This is a genomic window from Yinghuangia aomiensis, assembly GCF_039542225.1.
GTDB lineage: Bacteria > Actinomycetota > Actinomycetes > Streptomycetales > Streptomycetaceae > Yinghuangia > Yinghuangia aomiensis.
Genome location: NZ_BAABHS010000024.1, coordinates 55,527 through 69,212, shown reverse-complemented (window position 1 = coordinate 69,212; position 13,686 = coordinate 55,527). Strand labels below are relative to the sequence as shown.

The window sequence follows — 13,686 nt, the reverse complement described above, 5'->3', positions numbered from 1 at the left end:
CTCTGCCGGGGGCGGTCGGCACCGCCCTCTGCGGCCACTATAATTCCCGGCCGGGAATTCCGGCTCGCGGGCCGCGCGAGTGGACGGCCTACGCCACGCGGAACGGCCGCCCCGGACGGGTGTCCGGGGCGGCCGTCGGCTGGTCGGGAACTACGGGCAGACGCTCGTGCAGGGCGTGCCGAAGCCGGCGGCCGGGGCCAGCGGGACGGTGACCGACGACGGGGTGTCCGGGCCCGACTTCAGCTGGTAGACGCCCGCGAGGAGCTTGAACGTCTGGGGTGTGGTGGCCGACAGGTGGGGCGTGTCGGCGGTGGTGATGACCACGCGGATGCGGTGGCCGGGGGCGAGCGACGCGAACGTCGGGAAGACCTCCAGGTCGTAGCGGGTGGTCTGGAAAGCGGGAACCGGGGTCGTGGACGCCTGGGTGGACGGGTGGTACGGCATCTGCAGCGACCCGTCCGGGGCGTACCAGCTCCGCGCGGGGTCGACCGCGCGGTGCGTGCCGACCAGCGCGCCTTGGCTGAGCGGTACCGAGGAGCCGTCGGGGCCGACGTCCGTGACGGTCGCGACGAACTGCGTCTCGTTCGTGTTGGCGGAGGCGTACAACGTCGCGCCGATCGGGCCGGCGAGGACCGTCGTCTCGGTCACGGGCACGGTCGTGTAGACGAGTGCGTTGGGTCCGCTCTCCCGCGCGAGGTTCGAGTTGTCGCACGCCGGATTGCGGAGGAACCCGCCGAACCACTGCGTCGACGACCGCGTGCACGGGTTGTTCGCCGCCGTCCAGGTGATGAACTCGGAACCGCCGGAGGTCGGCGGCGTCGGTGCGAGCAGCCCGTCGTTCGCCGAGGAACCGGCGGTGCCGGTACGGCCCTTGTCGAAGTACAGGCGCGACGCGGTGGTCTCGGTGAACGGGTAGTTGCGCGTGTCGAGCCAGCGGCCGGACCCCAGCTCGTTGACGTGCAGCGGGTTCGTGGTGCCGGTGATCCCGGTGTCCATGCCCTTCAACCAGTGGTCGTACCAGCGGAGTTGCAGGGCCGATAGGTCGAATCCGGGGTCCTGGCGCGGGTCGTGGTACCACGGGCCCATCAGGAGCTGGTAGCGGTCGGTGACCTGCTGCCCGGCGGCCATCGGCGCGCCGACCGGGCGGCCCGCCCACGCGTTCTGCAGGCCCGCGTAGTTCATCAGCGCACCGCGCTGGAACAGGTCGTACCAGCCGCCGACCAGGAACGCCGGCACGCCGTTGGCGACCACGTTCGCGAGCTGGTCGGCCGGGCGGCGCGCCTGCCAGAAGGCGCCGTCGTAGGACTGCTCGCCGCCGGTCATCAGCCCGTTGAGGATCGGCAGGTTCGCCGTCGCGATGCCGCTGATGTGCTGCAGCTCCAGCGAGAGCGTGTCGAGGATGTTCTGCGACGAGCCGCCGTTGAGGGCGTCGGTGATCGGGTTGGTCAGGTTGCCGAGCCCGGTGTAGAGCAGCCAGAAGGGCATGAACTCGGCGTTCGGCAGCCCGCCCATGGTGACCAGTTCGCGGTACAGGTCGTTCCCGGCCACGACCGGGAAGATGGCCTTGAGGTGCGAGGTGGGCCCGACCGCGGCGGCGGTGGAGATCTGGTTGATGCCGGTGTACGAGTCGCCGTACAGGCCGACGCCGCCGTCCGCGGACGGGAGCGCCGCCGCCCAGTTCACCAGTGCCGCGCCGTCCTGCGCCTCGATCGGCGCGAACGGCGACCACGAGCCGGTCGACGAGCCGGTGCCGCGCACGTCCACGGCGACCGCGATGTAGCCGCGCTGGACGAAGTACGCCAGCTCGGCCTGCTTGAGGCCGCGCCCGTACGGTGTCTGGTTCAGCAGCACCGGGAACGGACCCGGTGCCGCGGTGGTGGTGCCGGGCAGGGCGGGCGTGTAGACGTCCGCGCGCAGCACGGTGCCGTCCGCCATGGTGACGGCCACACCCTTCTGCGCGCTGATCCCGTAGGCCACCGGACTCGCGGCCGTGGGCGCCGCGGTCGCGGCCGGCCCCGACCCGACGAGGGCGGTGGTCACGACGAGCGCGCCGGCCACGAGGGCGCCGATGCGCCGGCGCAGCGGGCGGGACGGGTGACGTCTCGTTCCGGTTCTTCCGGTACGGGCAGTGCGGAACAGCTGGTGGAGCACCGTGACCTCCCAGGGCCGCGCGACAGGGGCTGCGTGGTGCGTCTTGCTGCGCATTCCGGATCCCGGAATGCGGGTTCGGGGAGGGAAGCGGGGGGCGGAGCCCGGATCAGGGCACCAGCGTCGCCGCGAACGCGTGGCGCAGCGCCGCCGCGCGCACCTCGCGGACGAGGGTGAACGTCGCGGTGATCGGGATGATCCAGGTCCCGTGCCCGTGCGCGGCCACCCGGAAGGCGGAGCCGGGCACGCCCGCTTCGTGCAGCCGGGCCAGGTACCGCTCGCCCTGCCCGCACAGCACGTCCAGCTCGGCGACGGTGAGGACGGCGGGCGGCAGGCCGCTCAGGTCGCCAGCGTGCAGCGGCGACGCCAGGGGGTCCTTCGGGTCGCCGTGCTCGCCGAGGTACCAGGCGGCGTATTGGTTGACTTCGCTCGCGGTGAGCCCGCCGGACGGTTCCTCGTCCGGGACCGGCATCGGGGTCAGGTCCAGCGCGGGGACGTCGAGGAGCTGGAGGCACGGGGCGGGCAGGCCCCGGTCGCGCACCGCCAGACAGAGTGCGGCCGCCAGGTTCCCGCCCGCGCTGGCGCCGCCGACGGCGACCCGGGCCGGATCGATGCCCAGCTCGGCGGCGTTCGCGTGCAGCCATGCGTAGCCCGCGACGCAGTCCTCCAGCGGGGTGGGGAAGGGGTGCTCCGGTGCGAGCCGGTAGTCCACGGACACCACGACGCAGGGCACCAGGGCCGCCATCGGGCCGCACTCGACCTCGCCGGTGTCGAGGTTGCCCAGGGTCCAGCCGCCGCCGTGCACGAAGTAGAACGCCGGAGCGGGGGAGGGCAGGTCGGCCGGGCGCAGGACGCGCACGGCGATCTCGCCGCCGTCGACGGCGATGCGGTGGTCGGTCGCGACGACGCCCGGTCCGCGTCCGGTGGACGCGAGGACCATCGTCGCGGCCGACATCCGGCGTCGTTCGTCCAGGTCGGCGGCCTCGCGTTCGGCCGCTCCGGCCGCGGCGAGCGCGTCGACCAGGGCGCGGATCGGTGGGTCCAGTGGCATGGCTCTGCCCTCCGTGCTCGGGGAAATCGGGCGCGGGATGCCCGGGATACAGGAATTCGTGGGGGTGTTCGGGGTGTTCGGGGTGATCAGGCGGTGCCGGGTGGCTGTCGGACCACGCCGGACCGGTCGATGGCGTGGGCGTCGGTGCCGAGGTACCCGGCGATGACGGCGGGGTGGGTGCGCACCTGTTCGGGTGTGCCTTCGGCGATGACGCGGCCGGCTTCCAGGCAGTACAGCCGGTCGGTGAAGGACATCAGGAACGGCATGTCGTGCTCGATCACCACCATGGCCGCGCCGAGTTCGCGCCGCAGCCGGAGCAGCAGCGGGCCGAGCGCCTCGGTTTCGCGCTGCGCGACGCCGGCGGTGGGCTCGTCGAGGCACAGCACCCGTGCGTCGAGCGCGAGCAGGTTGGCGAGTTCGACGATGCGCCGGGTGCCGGTCGACAGCCCCGCCACCGCCTGGTCCGCGTACGCGCCGAGTCCGACCAGGTCGATCAGGTCCGCGGCTTCGGCGCGCCGCCGCCGTTCGGCGCGCACGGCGCCGGGCAGGAAGGCGGCCGTGGCGACCAGCCCGGACCGGCCGCGTGCCTCCAGCGCGACGAGGACTGTCTCGCGCACGGTGAGTTCGGGGAACAGCCGGGCGGCCTGGAACGTCCGTCCGAGGCCGAGCGCCGCGCGCCGGGCGGGGGACCACCCGGAGACGTCGTGGCCGAGCAGTTCCACCGTCCCGGACGCGGGGACGAACCCGCCGATCGCGCCGAGCAGCGTCGACTTGCCCGCGCCGTTGGTGCCGATCAGGCCCACGATCTCGTCGGCGTGGACGTGCATGCTCACGCCGTCGACGGCGGTGTTCCCGCCGAACCGCACGGCGACGTCGCGGACCTCCACCACCGGTTTTCCCGGGGGGAGTTCGGGACGTGTCCGGCGCTCGGTAGGGGCCGCGGCCGGCACGCGTGTGGCGGCCGGCGCTTTGGGTGCCCCGGCTTCCGCGGCGGCCAAGCGCCGTTCCGCGAGGTCCAGTACCGCGCCGCGCAGCGCGTACCCGATCTGCACCAGCCCGCCGGGGAAGTACATCAGCAGGACCAGCAGCCCGAGACTGGAGGCGAACAGCGGCACCAGCTCGTTGTCGGGGAAGAAGGCCGGAAGGCCGATCACCCACACCGCGCCGAGCACGGGCCCCCAGACCGAGCCCAACCCGCCGATCACCACGATGGCCACCAGCATGAGCGAGTCACCGACCTGGAAGAACCGCTCGGTCACCGGCACGGACTGGACGGCGCCGGCGAGCAGTCCGCCGCCGAGTCCGGCCAGCGCGCCCGACAGGGCGAACGCGACGATTTTCGTGCGGGTCGGCCGGATCGTCGCGGCGGCGGCCGCGTCCGGGTTGTCGCGCACGGCGATCATGCGGCGGCCGGGGCCGGTACGCCGCAGCCGGGACAGCAGCGCGACCACAAGGGCCAGGACCGCCAGGAGCACGTAGTAGTACGTGCGTTCGCGCGACAGGTCCAGCCCGAACAGCGTGCCGCGGGGGAAGGCCACCGAGTCGCCGGTGCCCGCGCCGAAGATGTCCATCCGGTACAAGAATCCGACCGCGGCGACGCCGAGCGCGAACGTGCTGATCGCGAGCGGCATCCCGTCGACCCGCAGGGCCGCGAACCCGATCACCGCGGCGAGGAGCGCCGTGCCCGCCGCGGCCGCCAGGACCGCGGCCGGGAACGGCATCGCGTCGACGATCAGCCGGGTGTCCCCGCCGAGTCCGATGGTGAGACCGCGCGTCAGCAACGCGGCCGTCAGCGCGCCGAGTCCGGCAAACGCCATCTGGCCGAGCGAGAGCTGGCCGGCCCAGCCGGTCAGCACGGTCAGCGAGCACGCGCAGACGGCGTAGGCGAGGACCGTCGCGTACAGCAGATGCCGCGACGACTGCGTGACGACGAGGGGCAGGAGCACCGCGGCGGCGAGGACCGGCAGCGCGGCCAGCAGACCCAGGTGCCGCACCCACCAGACGCGCCGCAGGTGTTCGGGCACGGTGCGGACGCGCGGGCCGAACGCCACGGTCTCCGTCCGGCCGCGGTCGTCCCGGCGGGCGTACGCCCACACGGCGGCGAGCACGGCGCCGAGCAGCAGCAGGTCCACGAGGCCGGGCCGGGTCACGTACTCGAAGCGCACGTACGCCTGGAGCACGCCGATTGCGACGCCCGCCAGCATCGACCAGCGGAAGGAGACCATGCCCGCGACCACGGCCGCGGCGAGCGCCCGGACCATGGTGCCGGGGCCCAGGTCGGTGACCGCGGTGACGCCGCCGGACAGCCCGGAGACGAGGATCATCGCAAGGCTGGAGAGCAGGCCCGCGATCGTCCACACCAGGGTGGAGATCAGCTTCGGGTTGATGCCGAGGGTGCGGGCCAGCGGCATGTTGTCCGCCGACGCGGTGACCGCGCGGCCCACGGTGGTGTGGTTGAGCAGCATCGAGAGCGCGCCGGCCACGAGCGGAACGACGACCAGCACCGAGGCCTGCGCCCCGGTGACGGTGATCCCGGCGACCGTCCAGGTCCCGTGGACGGGGACCGGGTACTGCGCGCTGAGCCCGTTCCGGACGTCCGGCAGGGCGGTCACGACGGCCACGGCGGCTTGGGACACGCCGATCGTCGCGATCAGGACCGTGACCCGCGGCGCGGTGAACAGGCGGCGGATCACGGACAGCTCGACCAGCGTGCCGGTCAGCGTCCCGACCGCCAGCGCGGCCGGCAGCGCGATCCAGACCGGCCAGCCGTAGTTGAGGCACACGAGCGGCAGCAGCGCCGCCGCGATGACGCCGAGGTTGCCGACCGCGAAGTTGACGACGCGGGTGGACCGGTACACCAGGACGATGCCCTGGGCGATCAGGCCGATGGCGAGGCCGTTGACGAGGCCGTCGAAGAGGACCTGGTTGTTCATGTCGCCTCTCCCCGGTGCGGGACGAGCCCGTCTTCGTCGCCGCGGAAGAACACCGCGCGGGCGATGTCGCCCGCGGCGAGGTCGGCGGCGGAGCCGGTGAAGCGGATCCGCCCCTTCTCCAGGTAGACCGCGCGGTCCGCGACGGACATGGCGACGTTCAGGGACTGCTCGACGATGATCATCGCGAGACCCGACGCGCGGAGCCTGCGGACGACGGCGAGCAGTTCGGCGACCACGCCGGGCGCCAGGCCGAGCGACAGTTCGTCGATGAGCAGGACCTCGGGGTCGTGCAGCAGCGCCAGCGCCAGGGCGAGCACCTGCTGCTGCCCGCCGGACAGCGTCGAGGCCCGCTCGCGCTGCCGTTCGCGCAACTGGGGGAAGATCTCCAGCACCCGGTCGATGCGGCGCGCGACATCGTCCGGGTCGCCCCGGTGGACGAACGCGCCGAGTTCCAGGTTCTCCCGGACCGACATGCTCGGGAACACCCCGGCACCGCCCGCGAGGGACACGACGCCCAGCCGGACCCGCTGCTCGGGCGACACGTAGGTGACCGTGCGCCCGTTGAGCCGGACCACGCCCCGCTCGGGGGTGGCCATGCCCGAGGCGACGCGCAGGATCGTGCTCTTGCCCGCTCCGTTGGTGCCCAGCAGCGCGAGGACTTCGCCGCGGCGCACCTCGAAACCGACGTCGAACAGCACCTGGACCTGGCCGTACGAGAAGTCGATGCCGCTCGCCTGGAGCACCGGGACGTCGTCCGGAGCCGCCGCACGCCGCTGGTGCTCCTCGTACTCCTCGCGCAACTCCTCCGCCACGTTGGCCAGGTCGCGCTTGACGAGCCACGAACTGCGCATGATGAGGAGGCCGCCGACGATCGTGGACGGGATCATGGTGACGAGCACGGCGGTGCGGATGCCGAAGCTGTTGATCAGCGGGAACGAGATCAGCGCGCCGCCGGTCGCCCCGATGAAGAACACGTACACCGAGCCCATCGCCGAACCCATGCCGCGCAACCGGTAGGGGACGATCGTCTGCAGCAGAGGGCCGATCATCGCGAAGGCGGCGGACAGCAGGACCACCGGCCCGACGCTGAACAGCGCGAACAGCTCCACGTTCGGCGCGTAGTACTGGAACGGCAGGAAGAACGCGGACGGCAGGGTGAGCAGCCCGATGAGCCGCAGCGCACGCGCCGGGTCGTGCCGGAACTGCCGGTCGTAGTACCGCCCGACGAAGGGGAGCACGAGCAGGCCGGCCGCCCCGCCGACGGTGCCGACGACCCCGCGCCCGAACACGCCGAGCCCGAAGTGCTGCTCCAGGTACAGGTTGCCGAGCACCGGAGCGGTGAACAGCCCGAACCCCATCGCGGCGAACGCGAGCACGACGGTCTTCAGGGTCCGGATGCGCCCGAGCCGGGCGAACGCCGCCTCGACGGAGATGGGCGGCGGCTTCTCGTCGACGACCACCTCCCCGACCACCGCGGTCTTCTCCCACTGGCCGCGCACCGGTTCGCGCAGGAAGAACGCCGCGCACGCGGCGACCGCGACCGGGAGCCCGAGCAGGAAGTACGCCCAGCGCCAGCCGTCGTCGCCGCCGAACGCGGCCGCGATGCCGCCCACGATCAACGGACTGAGCACCCCGACCAGCCGTCCGCCGACCCCGATGGCCGCGCCGATCCGCCCGCGGATGCCGATGGGGTACGTGTCCGCCAGCAGCGACCCCTGCACGGGACCCTGGTTGGACTTGGCGACGCCCGCGCCGAAGCGGGTCCAGAAGAACATGAAGGCGTTGGCCGCGAAACCGGACGCGAACACCATCGCGGCGAAGAACGCGCTCGCCGCGCCGATCACCGGGCCGCGCCGGAACCGGTCGGCGACCCAGCCCATCGGAACGGCGCCGACCACGATGAACGCGCCCGCCGCGACGGACAGGAACACGATCATCCCGTCGCTGACGCCGAAGCTGTCGCGGATGTTGGGCGCGAGCACGCCGAGCGCGGCGCCCTCCAGTTCGTCCAGCGAGGTCAGCAGGAGCAGGACCACGAAGGTGGCCGGTCCCGCCCGGCGCAGCCCGGCGCGGAGCGTCGTGGGTTCCCCGCTGTCGCCGAGGACCCCGCCGCCCGGTTCCCGGGGATCGTCCCGGTGCCGTCCGGCTGTGCCCCCCATGTCCTCCGATGGGGGCTCGGTGTGCAGCAACGCACCCGCGAGGTCCGCGAATCCGTCGTCGCGGGTCATGCGGTCGCTCATGGTCGGCCTCTCCGCCGTGGTCCCGGAACGCGTCAGCCGACGGCGGCGACGGCCGGGCCGGCCGGCACCATCTGCGCGGTCGCCGGGTCGAACTTGTAGACGCCGACGGCGTCGCCGACGCTGTGCTTCCCGGGGCCCAGCGAGCCCATCGGGACGCCCGGCAGGGTGACCTTGCCGAGTCCCTCGGCCGCCGCCTTCCAGCCGTCGAGGGTGATGTCCTTCCCGGCCTTGTCGGTGGTCTGGACGAACAGGCGGAAGGCCGCGCACTGGTGCGCGATGCCGCTCAGCGTCTCCGCGGACGCCGCCGCCGGGTCGACCCGCGCGGCGGGGAAGGCGTCGTTGTACTCGGTGACGCACTGCACCAGGCCCGGGTCGGCGGTCAGTTCGGCCTTCGTCGGGGCGTACGGCGCGGCGACGACGAGCGGTGCCATCGTCGCGGGCTTGATGCCGGTGGTCTGCATGACCGCCGGGCTCAAGGCCTGCTGCGAGGTCGCCAGGATCTGCCGGGGCAGCCAGCTCTTGCGCTGGAGCGCGTTCATGAGCCCGGCGAAGTTCGAGGTGTTCAGCACCGTGTCGGCGCCGGACGACTTGAGCTTCTCGACGATGGTGTCCATCGCCTGGTTCTGCGCGGCCTGGTCGGTGCCGAGGTTCGGGAGCGGCGTTTCGACGACCACGTCGACGCCGGCCGCCTTCAGCAGCGGCTTGACGACGTCCTTGGTGACCGCGCCGTCCTGCGCCTCCCAGTACAGCGCGACCTTGTGTCCGGTGAGCAACCCCTGGTCCAGCAGCGCCTGGACGCCGGCCTTGCGCTGCCGGTCGTCGGCCATCTCGACGGCCAGGAACGGCGCCTTGGTGGATTTCGCGTCACGGTCGGCGGACTGCCCCCACAGACCGATGTAGGGGACGCCTTCGGTCTGGGTGAAGCAGAGCGGGGTGTCGCCGGTGAAGATGCCGATCGCGGCGAACACGCCTTGGTCCTTCGCGAGCGCGACGCAAGCAGACTGCGCCGCGGCCGGGCCGGTCGGCAGGAACGGCTGGAAGGCCAGCTCGATCTGCCGCCCGTTGGTGCCGCCGCGCTTGTTCTGCGCCGCGATCCACGCGGTGTAGAGGTCCTTGGTCGCAGGGCCGTCGGCGGGTATGCCGACCGCCTTGAGAGCCGCGGGATCGGTGCCGGCGACGCCCAGTTTGACGGTCGTGGCGGTGACCCCCTGGGCGGGCGCGGCGGCGGCCTGGCCGCCGCCGTTGCTGCTCGTCTCCTTCGGAGTTCCGCTGCTGACCGAGCAGCCGGCGACGGCGACGAGCACGGCCACGGCGGGGACGGAAACCCGGAGTCTTGGTCGCATGCGACGCATCCCTTTCCTGGGAACTTCCTGGATTTGACTTCGCGGAGAAATGGGCGTCACAGCGAAGCGCGGCGATGCTAACATCCAATACCTGCCAGATGGAAGGGTTTCATGAAGGCATGACGAACGCCCAGCTCACCGCGGGTGACACCGCCCTGAACTACGAGGACCACGGCCGTCCGACGCCCGGTACGCAACCACTTGTCCTCCTGCACGGATTCGTCGGCAGCACCGCGGATTGGGCCGGTGTGCTGCCCCGGCTCGCGGCCGACCGGCGCGTGGTGGCGTACGACCACCGCGGCCACGGACGCAGCGCCAAACCCGGGCGCGCCGACGCCTATACGTTCGACGCGCTGGAAGCGGACCTGCACGCCTTCCTGGACGCGCTCGGCCTCGGGCCGGTCGACCTGCTCGGCCACTCGATGGGCGGCGTGGTCGCCCAGCGGTACGCGCTCGCCCACCCCGGCCGGGTGCGCTCGCTCGTCCTCATGGACACCGCGCCCGAACCCGCGGGCGGCCCGCTGTCGTTGCTCATGAGCCCGCTCGGCGGGCTGGTGCGCCGACGCGGCATGGGTGTGCTCGGCACGCTCGTCAAGCTGCTGCCGCGGCCCGAACCCGCCGCCGACGGCAGCGGCGCGGACGGCGGACTCTCGGCGGAGCAACGCGACCGGCAGGCCGCCGCGTTCCTGGACACGGACCCCGAGGCCTTCGCGGCGTTCGCCCGGGAGCTGCGCAGCTACCCGGCACTCACCGCACGGCTCGGCGAGATCGCCTGCCCGACCACCGTGCTGGTCGGCGCGGGAGACAAAGCGCTGCGCCGCGGCGTCCGCCAACTGGCCGACGGCATACCGGGGGCCCGCCTCGTCGTCGTCGACGGCGCCAAGCACAGCCCGCAGACCGAGCAGCCGCGGGCGTGGCTCGCCGCGGTCCGGGCCCACTTCGACCGGCTGGAGGGCCGCCGATGACGAACTCGCTTGCAGGCCCGACCCCGATACCCGGCGACTTCCCGCCGGGACGGTGGCGCGGGCGGTGGATCTGGGCCGCGGAGCGCGCGGCCGACGGCGGACGCGAGGTGGTCGCGCTCCGGCACACCCTGGACCTCGCCTCGGTACCCGACCGGGTGCCCGCCCGCATGGCCGCACTGTCCCGGTACGCGCTGTGGGTCAACGGAACCGAGGTGTCCCGCGGGCCGGTTCGCGCCAACCCCCGGCAGCAGCCGTACGACGACGTCGACTTGGCCCCGTACCTGCGCCCCGGCGCCAACGTGGTCGCGGTGCTGGCCTGGCGCTACGACGGACCCAAGCCGTGGTGGATGCCGCCGTCGCCGCTGGCGAACGACCTGCACGAGGGCGCTTTCGTGTTCGAAGCCCGCCTCGCCGACGGGTGGTTCGTCTCCGACGAGCACTGGCGGTCCCGCGCCTTGCCCGGGTGGGGGGAGAACGTTGTGGACCGGCTGTCCGGCCGCGGCGAGGAGCACGTCGACTGCCGGGTGCTGCCCGCGGACTGGGCCACGGCCGTCGACGCCGCCGAGGCCGGCGGCTTCGCCCGCGACGTCGGCTGGGCCCCGGCGGTCGCGCGGCGGGCGATGACCACCGGCGAACCCGGGCGCGCCGAGCCGCCCAGTTTCCCCGGCGGACCGCTCGGCGCCCGCCCGATCGCGCAGGCGACGCCGTGCGAGGTGGCGCTGCGCCGCACGCCCTCGGGGTCCTATGTCGCCGACCGGATCGAATCCGGAACGCTGGTCGTGGACGTCTCCGGGCCGCACGGCGCATCCGTGACCGTCCGCGTCGCCGAGTTCCTCGCCGACGGCGAGCCGTCGCCGGGCGAGCACGACGCCTGTTTCACCGTCACCCTCGACGGCACCCGGCGCACCGCCGAATCGCTGGACCTGTACGGCCTGCACGGCGCGCTCGTCGATGCCGGCGACGGGGTGACCGTGCACGGCATCGGCGTCCGCTCCCGCACCTACCCGGTGACCGGGGGAGCCTCCTTCCGCTGTTCGGACCCGGTCCTCGAACGGATCTGGGAGGTCGGCCGCCGCACCGTCACGCTGTGCTCCGCCGACGCGTACATCGACTGCCCGACCCGCGAACAGCGCGCCTGGGTCGGCGACGCCGTGGTCCACCAGATGGTGGACTTCGCGACGAACACCGACTGGCGGCTGGCCCGCTGGTACCCGCGGATGGCCGCCTCGCCGCGCAGCGACGGCATGCTGCCGATGGCCGTGGCCGGCGACGTGGAGTACGCCGACTTCACGGTCATCCCGGACTGGTCACTGCACTGGGTGCACGCGGTCTGGAACTCCTACCGGTACGTCGGCGACCGCGACGAGATCGCCGCGCTGCTGCCGGTGGCCGAGCGCGTCCTGCGCTGGTTCCTCCCGTTCCGCAACGCCGACGGCCTCCTCGAGGACGTGTTCGGCTGGGTGCTGATCGACTGGGCGTCGGTCACCACCGAAGGCGTCTGCGCCGCACTGTGCGGTCTGTGGGGGCGGGCACTGCGGGAATTCGCCGACATGGCCGCATGGCTCGGCGACGAGGGCCGCGCCGCTTGGGCGCTCGACGTCCACCGGCGGCTCGCCGCCGGGTTCGACCTCCTGTGGGACGGCGAGCGGGGCCGGTACGCGGACGCGCTCGTCGGCGGGAGCCGCGTGACCGCGGCCTCGCAGCACGCGCAGGCGGCCGCGATCGTCGGCGGGCTCGCCCCGCGGGAGCGCTGGGCGCGCCTGGTGGACGTCCTCACCGACACCACCGCGCACGTCGACGCGGCGTTCAGCAGCCCGGACGCGCCCGCCGTGCCCGGCGGCGATCTCCCGGTCGGCGGCGACTACTTGCGCATCGGCCACCCCGAGCCGTGGTGGGACACCGACAAGCAGGTCGTCCGGGCCCAGCCGTTCTTCCGGTACGTCGTGCACGACGCGCTCGCCGCCGCCGGGCGCGCCGACCTCGTCGCGGGGCTGTGCCGGGACTGGACGGCCGCGCTGGAGCGCTGCGCGACCTCGTGGTCCGAGACCTGGTACGGCGGCACGGTCAGCCACGGCTGGTCGTCGACCCCGACCCGCGACCTGGTGGTGCGGGTGCTCGGCGTCGAACCGGCCGAGCCCGGGTTCGGGGTGGCGCGCATCGAACCGGCGCTCGGCACGCTCGATTCGGCGTCCGGTGAAGTGCCGTGCCCGGCCGGGCTGATCACCGTCGCGGTCACCCCGACACGCTTGGACGTCGACAGCCCCGTCCCGTTCCGGCACGGCGGCGGCGACTACGCGGCGGGACGGCACGGCATCACGCTGCCCGCCGGTCAGCCCGCCGAGTCGAGCGACGTCAGATAGGTGAGGAAGCGGTCCACGAACTGCCGGTACGCGCTGACCATGTCGACGTGCTCGGGATCCAGCAGCCACTGGATCTGGAGCCCGTCCATGGTCGCCAGCAGCGATTCGGCGGCCGCTTCCACGTCGGTGTCCGCCCGGATGTCGCCGTTCGCCCGGGCGAACTCCAACTCCCGGGCGACCAGGCCCCGCGCGACGGCGTAGCGCTTGACGAAGTAGGTGTGCGCGGGGTGGTGCGGATCGGTCGCCTGCACCGACAGCGTCGCGAACAGGCGGATCACCAGCGGCTGCCGGGAGTTGAACGCGACGACGTCCACGCTCGCCCGGATCCAGTCGACGCCGTGCACCTCGACGCCGCTGATCTCGTGCTCCGGGTCGGGCGTGAGCGACACCTGGTCGTTGTAGTGCAGGACCGCGGTCAGCAGTTCCTCTTTCGAGGCGAAGTGGTGCCGCAGACCGCTGTGGGTGATCCCTACTTTCGCGGCCACCTCCCGCAACGACACGGCGTCGTAGGTCCGCGCCGCGAACAGCTCCAGCGCGGCCACGACGATCTCCTCCCGCCTCGCGACTCCGCTGGCGTACGGCCCCCGACGCCCCGTCTGCTCCGCCATTGCCGCCCTGCTCCCTGCGATCCCGTGTCCGACAGTGA

The 13,686-nt window shown here is 73.1% G+C and carries 8 protein-coding genes; 2 read left to right on the top strand and 6 right to left on the bottom strand.

The annotated features are described in order from the left end of the window. Positions 1-150 precede the first annotated feature (150 nt). The 5 genes from ABEA93_RS28860 to ABEA93_RS28840 form a co-directional block, all read right to left on the bottom strand. Positions 151-2,205, bottom strand: a complete 2,055-nt coding sequence (locus ABEA93_RS28860) for a CocE/NonD family hydrolase (protein ID WP_345678758.1) — start codon at positions 2,203-2,205, stop codon at positions 151-153. Positions 2,206-2,257: 52 nt separating this feature from the next. Beyond that, positions 2,258-3,199, bottom strand: a complete 942-nt coding sequence (locus ABEA93_RS28855; protein ID WP_345678757.1) for an alpha/beta hydrolase — start codon at positions 3,197-3,199, stop codon at positions 2,258-2,260. Between the two features lie 86 nt (positions 3,200-3,285). Then, positions 3,286-6,132, bottom strand: a complete 2,847-nt coding sequence (locus tag ABEA93_RS28850) for an ABC transporter permease subunit (RefSeq protein WP_345678756.1) — start codon at positions 6,130-6,132, stop codon at positions 3,286-3,288. Then, positions 6,129-8,372, bottom strand: a complete 2,244-nt coding sequence (locus ABEA93_RS28845; RefSeq protein ID WP_345678755.1) for an ATP-binding protein — start codon at positions 8,370-8,372, stop codon at positions 6,129-6,131. Before ABEA93_RS28845 ends, ABEA93_RS28850 begins: the two co-directional genes overlap by 4 nt. A gap of 32 nt (positions 8,373-8,404) precedes the next feature. Then, positions 8,405-9,715 carry a type 1 periplasmic-binding domain-containing protein gene (locus tag ABEA93_RS28840; protein WP_345678754.1) on the bottom strand — a complete coding sequence of 437 codons (1,311 nt, stop codon included), beginning with the start codon at positions 9,713-9,715 and terminating at the stop codon, positions 8,405-8,407. A 119-nt stretch (positions 9,716-9,834) separates the two neighbouring features. Between ABEA93_RS28840 and ABEA93_RS28835 the strand changes: the two genes are divergently transcribed. After that, positions 9,835-10,680 (top strand): alpha/beta fold hydrolase, encoded by an 846-nt coding sequence (locus tag ABEA93_RS28835; RefSeq protein WP_345678753.1) that lies wholly within the window; start codon positions 9,835-9,837, stop codon positions 10,678-10,680. Next, positions 10,677-13,040: an alpha-L-rhamnosidase-related protein gene (locus tag ABEA93_RS28830; protein ID WP_345678752.1), complete on the top strand. Its 2,364-nt coding sequence runs from the start codon at positions 10,677-10,679 to the stop codon at positions 13,038-13,040. The genes ABEA93_RS28835 and ABEA93_RS28830 overlap by 4 nt, the downstream gene beginning before the upstream one ends. On the opposite strand, the gene ABEA93_RS28825 is transcribed toward ABEA93_RS28830, so the two are convergent. Further along, entirely contained in the window at positions 13,010-13,648 is a 639-nt protein-coding gene (locus ABEA93_RS28825) for a TetR/AcrR family transcriptional regulator (RefSeq protein ID WP_345678751.1), read from the bottom strand. The genes ABEA93_RS28830 and ABEA93_RS28825 overlap by 31 nt on opposite strands. Between the last annotated feature and the right edge of the window lie 38 nt (positions 13,649-13,686).

Coding starts and splice junctions, on each gene's coding strand:
- ABEA93_RS28860 (WP_345678758.1), bottom strand. CDS start 2,205: ATGCGCAGCAAGACGCACCACGCAGCCCCTGTCGCGCGGCCCTGGGAG.
- ABEA93_RS28855 (WP_345678757.1), bottom strand. CDS start 3,199: ATGCCACTGGACCCACCGATCCGCGCCCTGGTCGACGCGCTCGCCGCG.
- ABEA93_RS28850 (WP_345678756.1), bottom strand. CDS start 6,132: ATGAACAACCAGGTCCTCTTCGACGGCCTCGTCAACGGCCTCGCCATC.
- ABEA93_RS28845 (WP_345678755.1), bottom strand. CDS start 8,372: ATGAGCGACCGCATGACCCGCGACGACGGATTCGCGGACCTCGCGGGT.
- ABEA93_RS28840 (WP_345678754.1), bottom strand. CDS start 9,715: ATGCGACCAAGACTCCGGGTTTCCGTCCCCGCCGTGGCCGTGCTCGTC.
- ABEA93_RS28835 (WP_345678753.1), top strand. CDS start 9,835: ATGACGAACGCCCAGCTCACCGCGGGTGACACCGCCCTGAACTACGAG.
- ABEA93_RS28830 (WP_345678752.1), top strand. CDS start 10,677: ATGACGAACTCGCTTGCAGGCCCGACCCCGATACCCGGCGACTTCCCG.
- ABEA93_RS28825 (WP_345678751.1), bottom strand. CDS start 13,648: ATGGCGGAGCAGACGGGGCGTCGGGGGCCGTACGCCAGCGGAGTCGCG.